Annotated in this window: 9 protein-coding genes; 4 read left to right on the top strand and 5 right to left on the bottom strand. The window is 72.8% G+C overall.

The window, feature by feature from the left end; genetic code table 11:
- The first annotated feature begins 202 nt into the window (after window positions 1-202).
- From F0L17_RS08105 to F0L17_RS08090, 4 genes are all read left to right on the top strand, one after another.
- Window positions 203-1657: a thioester domain-containing protein gene (locus F0L17_RS08105; protein ID WP_155070532.1), complete on the top strand. Its 1455-nt coding sequence runs from the start codon at window positions 203-205 to the stop codon at window positions 1655-1657.
- A gap of 264 nt (window positions 1658-1921) precedes the next feature.
- Complete coding sequence (ettA, locus tag F0L17_RS08100) at window positions 1922-3586, top strand: energy-dependent translational throttle protein EttA (protein WP_155070531.1); 1665 nt, start codon at window positions 1922-1924, stop codon at window positions 3584-3586.
- 15 nt (window positions 3587-3601) lie between these two features.
- Window positions 3602-4042: a thioesterase family protein gene (locus F0L17_RS08095; protein WP_162465955.1), complete on the top strand. Its 441-nt coding sequence runs from the start codon at window positions 3602-3604 to the stop codon at window positions 4040-4042.
- Window positions 4039-4821, top strand: a complete 783-nt coding sequence (locus F0L17_RS08090) for a DUF8010 domain-containing protein (RefSeq protein WP_155070530.1) — start codon at window positions 4039-4041, stop codon at window positions 4819-4821. The genes F0L17_RS08095 and F0L17_RS08090 overlap by 4 nt, the downstream gene beginning before the upstream one ends.
- Before the next feature lie 85 nt (window positions 4822-4906).
- Here F0L17_RS08090 and F0L17_RS08085 read toward each other — a convergent pair whose 3' ends face one another.
- The 5 genes from F0L17_RS08085 to F0L17_RS08065 form a co-directional block, all read right to left on the bottom strand.
- Window positions 4907-5320: a globin gene (locus F0L17_RS08085; protein ID WP_202917850.1), complete on the bottom strand. Its 414-nt coding sequence runs from the start codon at window positions 5318-5320 to the stop codon at window positions 4907-4909.
- Window positions 5321-5395: 75 nt separating this feature from the next.
- Window positions 5396-6535, bottom strand: coding sequence for an ABC transporter permease (locus F0L17_RS08080; RefSeq protein ID WP_338018001.1), 1140 nt, complete (start codon window positions 6533-6535; stop codon window positions 5396-5398).
- Window positions 6532-7260, bottom strand: a complete 729-nt coding sequence (locus F0L17_RS08075; protein ID WP_155070529.1) for an ABC transporter ATP-binding protein — start codon at window positions 7258-7260, stop codon at window positions 6532-6534. The genes F0L17_RS08080 and F0L17_RS08075 overlap by 4 nt, the downstream gene beginning before the upstream one ends.
- A gap of 199 nt (window positions 7261-7459) precedes the next feature.
- Window positions 7460-8602, bottom strand: coding sequence for an FHA domain-containing protein (locus F0L17_RS08070; RefSeq protein ID WP_155070528.1), 1143 nt, complete (start codon window positions 8600-8602; stop codon window positions 7460-7462).
- 539 nt (window positions 8603-9141) lie between these two features.
- A complete protein-coding gene (locus tag F0L17_RS08065) occupies window positions 9142-10605 on the bottom strand; it encodes a protein phosphatase 2C domain-containing protein (protein ID WP_155070527.1) in 1464 nt (487 codons plus the stop codon).
- Window positions 10606-10609 lie beyond the last annotated feature (4 nt).

Here is a 10609-nt window from a genome sequence, read left to right as displayed (position 1 = left end):
GCGAACCGTCGACGGGTCTGTGACGCCGTGTCACGACCGGCCGGTAACAACCCGCATGCCGGTTAAAGTCCGACTCCTGGGGATTCCCCGATAACGATTCGGCCTCGGAGTGTGTAACATCTGACTTTTCTGGGGACTGCGTCGCGCGCGCTCCCTACGATCGCCCCCTGAGACACGGGGGTTGACGAGGGGACGACCACAGATGATTTCTGTACGCGGACGAGGCCCTGCCCGTCTCGCCGCCGCAGCAGTTGCCACGGGCCTGCTGACGGCAGGAGCGATAGCCGGCGCGGGGAACGCCGTCGCCGACGAGAACAACCCGCAGCCGGGCGGTGCGACCGCCGTCCTGGACGGGCTGAAGACCTTCGACAGTGCTGTCATCCACGGACGCGACGGGGACAAGAAGATCGGCGCCGGCCTCTTCGAGATGGCCGTCGACGGCGGCGGCGTCCTGAAGACGTACTGCATCGACATCCACACCGGGACCCGCAAGGACGCCAAGTACAAGGAAGCGTCCTGGGCGGAGTCCTCGCTGCACAGCAATGAGAACGCGGGCAAGATCCTCTGGATCTTGGAGAACTCCTACCCGCAGGTGAACGACCTCGCGGCGCTCGCCTCGAAGGTCGGCGAGGACGTCAAGCTCACCGAGAAGACCGCCGCTGCGGGTACGCAGGTCGCGATCTGGCGCTTCTCCGACGGCGCGAACGTCGAGGCGGTCGACCCGAGCGCCGAGAAGCTCGCCGACTACCTGGAGGAGAACGCCCAGAACCTCGCCGAGCCCAAGGCGTCGCTCACGCTCGACCCGCCGGCCGTCTCCGGCAAGGCCGGTGAGAAGCTCGGTCCGATCACCGTCCACACCAACGCGCAGACCGTGTCCGTCGCGCCCGGCGCGCAGGCCGAGACCGCCGGTGTGAAGGTCGTCGGCGCGGACGGCAACCCGATCACCACGGCCAAGAACGGCGATAAGCTCTTCTTCGACGTACCCGAGGGCACCGAGGACGGTTCCGCGTCGCTGTCCCTCCAGGCCAGCACCGAGGTGTCGGTGGGCCGCGCCTTCACCAGCATCGACCGGCAGTACCCGAGCCAGACCCAGATCCTGGCCGGTTCCAGCGAGTCCGGCGTCACCGCGACCGCCACCGCCACCTGGGCCACCGAGGCCCCGGCCCCGGCGGTCACGGCCGAGAAGAAGTGCGTCGAGGGCGGCGTCGAGGTCTCCGTGGTCAACAAGGGCTCCGAGCCCTTCACCTTCGCCCTCGCCGGTGAGGAGCACGAGGTCCCGGCCGACGGCAAGCCGGTGTCCGTGCTGGTGCCCGTGAAGGAGGACCAGCCCTACAAGATCACGATCACCGGGCCGAACGGCTTCGAGGAGACCTTCGAGGGCACTCTCGACTGCGAGACCGCCAGCGAGGTCACCACCGGCGGCACCGGCGGTGGCGAGGAGTCCCCCGAGCCCTCGACCGCGCCCAGCCCGGCCACCGTCGGCGGCGGCACCGGTGACACCGGCGACACCGACACCGGCGGCAACCTCGCCGAGACCGGCTCCGACAGCAGCACCCCGATCATCGCGGGGGTCGCCCTCGCCCTGGTGGTCCTGGGTGGCGCCGCGGTCTTCTTCCTGCGGAAGAGGAAGCCCGCCACGGCCGGTTCCGACGACTGACCGACCGCGTTCCACCGCACCACCGGTCCGGGCGTGATCGTCCGATCCGCCCGGACCCCTTCCGGCCACGTGCTGCCGCACCCCCACGCGGCAGCACGTGGCCTCTTCCGTCTCCGTCCCCTCGAAGGCGCCCCGCGCACCGTCCGCGCCGTCGACACCGCCCGTGGCGTGACGCGGGTCGCCCCGGTACTCGTTTTCGTCCCCGGCCCCGGGTGCGGCAAGATGGGTTCATCTGCCCACTCCCTGATTGCCGGACGGTTTCTCTTGGCTGAGTACATCTACACCATGCGCAAGGCGCGTAAGGCGCACGGCGACAAGGTGATTCTCGACGACGTCACGCTGAGCTTCCTGCCCGGCGCCAAGATCGGTGTCGTGGGCCCCAACGGGGCGGGCAAGTCCACGGTGCTGAAGATCATGGCCGGGCTGGAGCAGCCGTCCAACGGCGACGCGTTCCTCGCCCCCGGCTACAGCGTCGGCATCCTCCTCCAGGAGCCCCCGCTGGACGAGTCCAAGACCGTGCTGGAGAACGTCCAGGACGGCGTCGCGGAGATCAAGGGCAAGCTCGACCGGTTCAACGAGATCGCCGAGCAGATGGCGACCGAGTACACCGACGAGCTGATGGAGGAGATGGGCAAGCTCCAGGAACAGCTCGACCACGCGAACGCCTGGGACCTGGACGCCCAGCTGGAGCAGGCCATGGACGCCCTGGGCTGCCCGCCCGGCGACTGGCCCGTCACCAACCTCTCCGGCGGTGAGAAGCGCCGCGTCGCGCTCTGCAAGCTGCTGCTGGAGCAGCCCGACCTGCTGCTGCTGGACGAGCCCACCAACCACCTGGACGCCGAGTCCGTGCAGTGGCTGGAGCAGCACCTGGCCAAGTACGCCGGCACCGTCGTGGCCATCACCCACGACCGCTACTTCCTGGACAACGTGGCCGAGTGGATCCTGGAGCTCGACCGGGGCCGCGCCCACCCCTACGAGGGCAACTACTCCACCTACCTGGAGAAGAAGGCCGCCCGCCTGAAGGTCGAGGGGCAGAAGGACGCCAAGCGCGCCAAGCGCCTCAAGGACGAGCTGGAGTGGGTCCGCTCCAACGCCAAGGGCCGTCAGGCGAAGTCCAAGGCGCGTCTGACCCGCTACGAGGAGATGGCCGCCGAGGCGGAGAAGACCCGGAAGCTGGACTTCGAGGAGATCCAGATCCCGCCGGGGCCGCGCCTGGGCAACGTCGTGGTCGAGGTGGAGCACCTGCACAAGGCGTTCGGCGAGAAGGTCCTCATCGACGACCTGTCCTTCTCGCTGCCGCGCAACGGCATCGTCGGTGTCATCGGCCCCAACGGCGCTGGCAAGACCACGCTGTTCAAGATGATCCAGGGCCTGGAGGAGCCGGACTCCGGCACCATCAAGGTCGGCGAGACGGTCAAGATCTCCTACGTCGACCAGGCCCGCGAGAACATCGACCCGAAGAAGACGCTGTGGGCCGTCGTCTCCGACGAGCTGGACTACATCAACGTCGGCCAGGTCGAGATGCCCTCGCGCGCCTACGTCTCCGCGTTCGGCTTCAAGGGCCCGGACCAGCAGAAGCCGGCCGGCGTCCTCTCCGGCGGCGAGCGCAACCGCCTGAACCTGGCGCTCACCCTCAAGCAGGGCGGCAACCTGCTGCTGCTGGACGAGCCGACCAACGACCTCGACGTCGAGACGCTGTCCTCGCTGGAGAACGCGCTGCTGGAGTTCCCCGGCTGCGCCGTGGTGGTCTCCCACGACCGCTGGTTCCTGGACCGTGTCGCCACGCACATCCTCGCCTACGAGGGCGAGAGCAGGTGGTTCTGGTTCGAGGGCAACTTCGAGTCGTACGAGAAGAACAAGATCGAGCGACTCGGTCCGGACGCGGCCCGTCCGCACCGCGCCACCTACAAGAAGCTCACCCGGGGCTGAGGGGCCGAGGCAGAAGTGCGCCACACATTCCCCTGCCCGCTGCGCTGGTCGGACATGGACGCCTTCGGGCACGTCAACAACGTGGTCTTCCTCCGCTACCTGGAGGAGGCGCGGATCGACTTCATGTTCCGGCTGGCGCGGCAGGCGGCGTCGGAGTCCTTCACCGGCGGCTCGGTGGTGGCCCGGCACGAGATCGACTACCTGCGACCGCTGACGCACCGGCACGAGCCGGTGGTCGTCGAGCTGTGGGTGACGAAGATCGGGGCCGCTTCGGTGACGGTCGGCTACGAGATCAAGGACGGTCTCGGCGACGACGACACCGTCTACGTGCGGGCCTCCACGGTCGTGGTCCCCTACGACCTGGAGCGGGAGCGGCCCCGCCGGCTCACCGAGGAGGAGAAGGCGTTCCTCAAGGAGTACCTGGACGACAGCGCGACGGGGGCCGTCGCCGCATGAGCGCCGGCGACCGGACCCGGCACCTGGCGCTCGTCGATCCGGGGGAGGCGGCGGAGCTCGCCGCCCTCCTGGGCCGGCTGCTGCGGTGGGAGAGGAACGCCGCGGTGCGGCTGCGGGCCACCGAGGACGGTGTCCTGGGCGTTTTCGCCCGCCCCGCCCGCTTCGAGGTGCTGGCCGTGCGGACGGCCCGGTTGGCGGAGCCCGCCCCGCTGGACGCCACCGTCTCGGCCGGCGAGCTGCTGGAGAGTCTGGACGAGTCGGCGGGGACGGTCACCGTGCCCGCCGCCGTGACCGGCCCGCCCTGGGCCGGGCTGCTGCCGCCGCGCGGTGGCTGGCGCCCGGTGGGCGAGCTGCCGTACGAGTCGGTCCGGGCCGCCGCGGCGGCCGTGGTCGCCGAGTTCCGACGGCGCAGCGAGGCGCTGGGCGAGACCGGGCGCACCCGGGAGGCACTGGACGCGCTCGCCGAGGAGATCTGGTCCCGTCCCCTGGGCGGCGGCACCGGGCTGCCACTGCGCGCCGTGCACGCCGCCTGGGCGCTGGGCATGTTGCGGGAGCGCGGCCCCGCCCTCGCGGCCGGCCCGCAGGGCCCGCCCGCCCCGCCGCCCGCCGGCCGCGGTGCCGGGGGCGGCGACGGTTCCGGTGTCGGTTCCGGCACCGCGGGGTCCTCGGTGGTCACGGTGCTCGCCGCCGTCTCCTGGCTGCGGCTGCGCACCCCCTACGGTTCGATCGCCGTACGGGGACGGGGCGGCGGCGGAGGCCTGAGCGTCACCCCGCTGTGAGACGGCGACGCCCGGGGGGCCCGGCCGGTGGGGCGGGGCACCCGGGCGCCACGGACCCGTGGCCGCGGACGGGAGCGTCCCGGGATCAGTCCGGGGCGTTGACCATCGAGCCCGCCGCGTAGACCAGGTAGTCCCACAGTTGCCGTTCGTGCTCGGACGCCAGGTCGAGGCTGTCCACCGCGTCCCGCATGTGCCGCAGCCAGGCGTCGTGGGCGGCGCGGTCGATGGTGAAGGGCACGTGTCGCATCCGCAGCCGCGGGTGTCCGCGCTGCTCGCTGTACGTCCTCGGCCCGCCCCAGTACTGCATCAGGAACAGGGCCAACCGCTCCTCGGCCGGTCCCAGATCCTCCTCCGGGTACATCGGCCGCAGCAGCGGGTCCTGTGCGACGCCCTCGTAGAAACGGCGCACCAGGCGCCGGAACGTCTCCTCGCCCCCGACCTGTTCGAAGAAGGTCTGCGTCTGCAAGCTGCCGCGCGGAATCTCCATCACGCCCCCCATGGTGGCAGATGGCCCGACCGACGGTCCCGCCCCTGCGGGGGCCCGGCCCCCGCAGGGGCGGGACCCCGCGGGGGATCAGGCGTCGTCCCAGCGGAACAGGCGCGCGGCGACCGCCGTCAGCACCGCCGCGAACAGCAGCAGTCCGCCCATGGTGGGCAGGGCCGCGCCCCAGCCCTGACCGCGCGAGAGGACGTCCTGCATCGCCTCGGTCATGTGCTTGAGGGGCAGGAGGTCGGAGACCGTCCGCAGCCAGGAGGGGGCGCCGTCCAGGGGGAAGAAGGAGCCGGAGAGGAAGGCCATGGGCAGCACGATGACCTGCGTCACCCCGTTCGCCGCCTCCTCCGTCTTCGCCCGGGCGCCGACGACCAGGCCGATGGACATGAACGCCAGCGTGCCGCAGATCACCAGCGGCAGGCACAGCCACCAGTACCCGGACAGCTCCAGGCCGTAGAACGGGAGTGCCGCCACCCCGACGAAGACCAGGGTCTGGACGAGGGCGAGGGCGATGTTGACCCCGATGCGCGCGGCGATGACCGTGCTCGGCCCCACCGGAGAGAGCCACAGCCTGCGCAGGATGCGCTTCTTGCGCCAGTTGACCAGGGTGAGCGCCGAACCGACGACCGCGCTCATCGCCACCGCCCAACCCAACATGCCGGGGGTGAGGAACTGGATGGCCTTCAGGGACTCGTCCTCCACCCGGGAGGCGGTCAGCTCGTACGCGGGGGGCTGTCCGGTCGCCGCGATGTTGGCCTGCTGCACGAGCGAGTCGACGATCGCCCGGACGCTGCCCGCCCGCGCCGGGTCGGCCGCCGAGTAGCGCAGCCGCACCTGATCGCCCTCCTGCCACAGCAGCGCGTCCACGTCCCCGGCCCGGACGTCCTCCAGGGCCTGCTCGCGGTCGTCGGTCTTCCGGACGGTGAGGAAATCGTCCAGGGCCCCGCGGGTCTCCTCGGGCAGGGCGTCCAGCACCTCGACCCGGCCGAGCTGGACGATCTCCGCGCGCGGTGTGGACTCGTCCTTGAACAGCGCGCCGAACAGGACCAGGAACATCAGCGGGAAGAGCAGGATGAAGAAGACGGCGGTGCGGTCCCTGAGCATCCCCAGGGCCATCGCCCGCGACAGACTGGCGAAGGCCCGGCCGTCGAACCTCCTCCCGCGCGGTGTCGCCGTCGAGTCCGCCCCGGTCGTCCCGTCCGTCTCGTTCCGCGCGCTCACTCGCGGTACTCCCGTCCGGTCAGGTGGAGGAAGACGTCCTCCAGGGAGGTCACGTCCAGTTCCCGGACCAGGTCGGCGGGGGCGCCCACGCGCAGCACGCGCCCGCGGTCCATCACCGCGACCCGGTCGCACAGCGTCTCGGCCTCGTCCATGTAGTGCGTGGTGAGCACCACCGTGCGGCCCTCGCCGTTGATGGAACGCAGCAGGTCCCACAGGTTGCGGCGGGCCTGGGGGTCCAGTCCGGTGGTCGGCTCGTCGAGGAAGACCAGTTCCGGGTCGTGGACCAGCGCGCACGCGATGGAGAGCCGCTGGGCCTGCCCGCCGGAGAGCCTGTTCTCGCGGGTGTCACCCTTCTCCGTCAGACCGACGGTCTCCAGCATCGCGTCGGCGCGTTCGGCGGAGACCCCGTAGAGGGAGGCGAAGGTGTGGATCTGCTCGCGGGCGGTGAGCTTCTCGAAGAACGCCGACGCCTGGAGCTGGACACCGATGCGCCGCAGCAGCGACGGGTTGCGGGGGAAGGGCGGTTCGCCCAGCAACCGCACCTCGCCCTCGTCGGGCTCGCGCAGCCCCTCGGTGATCTCCAGGGTGGTCGTCTTGCCCGCGCCGTTGGGTCCGAGGATGCCGTAGAACTCGCCGCGCTCGACGGTGAGGGACACCCCGTCGACGGCCTGTACGTCCCCGTACCGCTTGCGCAGTCCCTCGACGGTGATCGCGGAAGTGGTCATGGAAGCGGAGCGTAACGGCGGAATATCACCTTCCGGCCCTCGTGGTGATCTCGTGCGGGCGTCTTCGGAGCGGCGTGTCGGAGGGAGGGCGGGGGAGCCCCGCCCCACCCGACGCGGGCTTGGGGACCACCACGGCGGTCCGGAAGCGGCCGGCGGCGTCCGGCCCGGTCCGCCGGGGACGGTCGAGCCCGGCTCGGGGTCAGCCCCGGTGCAGGGTGATCGTGGTCCACGCGCCGACGTGCACCCGGTCGCCCTCCCGGAGCGGAACGGGGACGAACGGCTGGATCGGCTCCTCGGCGCCGTTGACGGTGGTGCCGTTGGTGGAGTCCTGGTCGACCACGGACCAGCTCCCGTCGGGCTGCTCCACCAGGACCGCGTGCTGGTGCGAGACGCCCGGATCCTCCGGCGGACGGCCCAGGTCGATGTCGGGCGACTCGCCGGTGGAGTGGCGACGACGGCCGATGGTGACCTGGGGGCCGGTGAGCTGCACCCGCTGCTCGGACGCGTAGGCGGGAATGCTGAGACCGGCCGCCTCGGGGCCGCTGCGCCGCATCATCGCGGCGAAGTAGTCGCGGTCCGGGCCGATCGACACCGTCCAGGTCGCGGGCTGTTGGTGCTGGGGCTGTTGGTGCTGGGGCGGCTGTCCGTGGTCGGGCCGACCGTAGTCGGGTTGTCCGTAGTCGGGCTGCCCGTACCCCGGTCGGCCGTAGTCCTGCGGGCCGGGCTGCTGCGGGGGCGCGGGGGACTGGGGCGGCTGGGGGTAGCCGTAGCCCTGCGGCTGCGGCTGCTGCTGGTGTTGCTGCTGGTGGTGCTGGGGCTGGGCCGGGCCGGGAGGCGGGAGCGTCCAGTCGTCACCGCCGCCCGTCTGCTGCGGGGGCGCGGGAGGCTGGGGCGGCTGGGGGTAGCCGTAGCCCTGCGGCTGCTGCTGGTGCTGGTGTTGCTGCTGGTGGTGCTGGGGCGGCTGTCCGTAGTCGTGCCGGCCGTGCTGCTGCGGGTCGGAGCCGAAGGAGTCGGACGGTCCCGCCTGCGGGGGCGGTCCCGGAGGTGCCGGAGGAGCGGGCGGCGACAAGGGCGGGCCCTGCTGGAAGCCGGGCGGCAGGTTCAGACCGCTCATGCTGCCGCCCGGGGCCTGGGACGGCGGCGCCGGCGGAGGGGGCGCGGGGTAGCCGTTGCCGGGGGAGTCGCCTCCCGGGCCGGGGTAGCCGTAGCCACCGCCCTGACCGGGCATCGGAGGCGGCGGGACGGCGCCGGCGGGCGCGTCCGGGGTCGCGGGCATGCGCAGGCCGCACACCTCGCACCAGTCCTCGGCCGCCGACTGGTGGCCGTTCGGGCAAGTCGGCATGTCGGTCCTTCCCCCTCCGTGCACTCCGTGTCGCGCTGATCGTCGGTCGCCTGTCCGCGCGGACCGTTCCCGGACCGCGTGCCCGGCGTGGCCCCGTCGGGTGCGAGGACCTCCGCCGTCAGCGGAACAGTACCGGCCACCGCGGCGGCCACGTCCACCACCTTGGCGGGCGACCCCGGTGTTCCGCCGCCCCCGGGGGCGGGCCGGGGGCCGTCCGCGCACCCGGAACGGCCGCCCGTCATGGCCGGATGATCCGCCTTGTCGAAAGCGACGGTTTTGCGGCGCGCCGCTCCGGTCACGCTCCCCACACAGCCGCTGTGACCTGCGGATTTCTGGGGCGGTGAGTGGTGGACGGGGCGTTCCGGATCGCCCGGAGACCGTTTTTCGAGCAGGGGCCGGGAGCCGGCCGGCGGCGGACGGGAAACGCGTCGGGGCCGTTCCGTGATCTGCGCCACCCACGGGGCGGCGGCGGCGCGGACGTACCGGAACGTGTGCCGCGCCGCCGGTGGACGGACCCGTCCACCGGCGGCGCCCGGACGTCAGTTCCTTCCGTCCGCCCCCTCGGAAGCGGCCGGGAAGGGCACCACCGCCACCGTCACGTTGTCGTGGCCGCCCCCGTCCAACGCGTGCCCCACCAGGCGCCGGGCGCAGCGCAACGGGTGGACGCGGGCGTCGGCCGGGACCACCGCGGTCATCTCCTCGGCGGATTCGGCGTAGTTCCACAACCCGTCGGTGCAGACCACCACCACACCCGGCCGGTCCGGGGCGAAGGAGGCGGTGTGCGGATCGATCTCGTGGGCGTCGGCGCCCAGCCAGCCGGTGATGGCGTGGGCCCGGGCGTCCGCGTACGCCTCGGCCTCGCCCATCAGGCCCGCCGCGACCATCTGGGCGGCCCAGGAGTCGTCCTCGGTGAGCCGGACGGCCGAGGTCGAGCGGTCGTCGGGGACCCAGTAGACCCGACTGTCGCCGATCCAGCCGACGGTGAGGAGGTCACCGGTGACCAGCGCGCTGACGATGGTGCACGCCGGCGCGTTCTCTCCCGGGTCACGGGACTGGGCGGCCAGGGTGTCGACGGCCCGGGCGGCGGCGATCAGCGCGTCGTGCATCGCCTGCCGCGCCTCGACACCGCGCGGCAGCGCGTCGGACATCGAGGAGCAGGCGGCCTCGGCGGCCGCGGTCGACGCCTCGTCGGGGCGGGTCGCCGAGGACACCCCGTCACAGACGACGGCGATCACGGCCGGCGAGCCGTCCGGCAGGGCGGCCGTGGAGATCGCGAAGGAGTCCTCGTTGCGGTGGTGGCGCAGCCCGCGGTCGCTGACCGCCGCCACCCCCACCGACTCCCCTTCCACGTGGTCGCGTTCGCGTGGCTGCACGTGGCCGCAGTGCCCGCAGCTCGGTGCCGCCCCACCGGCGCCCGAGGCGCCTTCCTCGTCCACCGCGTCCGCGCCGCAGGCGACGCACCGGGCATCGGGTGTGTCGGAACCTCCGGCGGGTGGTTCGTCCGGGCGCGGCCCGTCCTCCCGGAGCGCGGCGGTGTGCGGCGGCGCGGACAGCCGGGGGTCGGGGGGGCTCGCCGGGGTCGGCGCGGGCGGGGGCAGGATGTAGTCGCCGTCGCCGTCGCCGTCGCCGTCGCCGTCGCCGCCGCCCTCGCTGTCGTGCCCGGCGGAGTGCGCCGCCGGGCCGGGCGGCGCCGGCGCGGCGGGCGCGGGCGCCGGCGCCGGCGGCCGGAGGGTGAAGTCCGCCTCCTCGTCCGCGGGCCGGGCGGGGTGGGCCGGTCGAGGGGGCTGCGCCGGCCGCGGAGGTGGCGCGTGCGTCGCGGCCGGCGGCTCGGGGGGCACGGACGGCATGGGGGGCACGGGCGGCGCGTGCGGCGTCGGTGTCGCGGTTCCGGGGGCCCCCACCGCGACCGCCAGGTCGGCGCCGCAGGCACCACAGAAGCGGTCGCCGTTCCCCAGCGGTTCCTCACAGCGGGGGCAGACGGGGAGTTGGTCGAGCTGCGGCATGGTC

Source organism: Streptomyces taklimakanensis, assembly GCF_009709575.1.
GTDB classification, from domain to species: Bacteria; Actinomycetota; Actinomycetes; order Streptomycetales; family Streptomycetaceae; genus Streptomyces; species Streptomyces taklimakanensis.
Note: the sequence above shows the minus strand (reverse complement) of the source record. Positions and strands in the feature narration are given on the sequence as shown.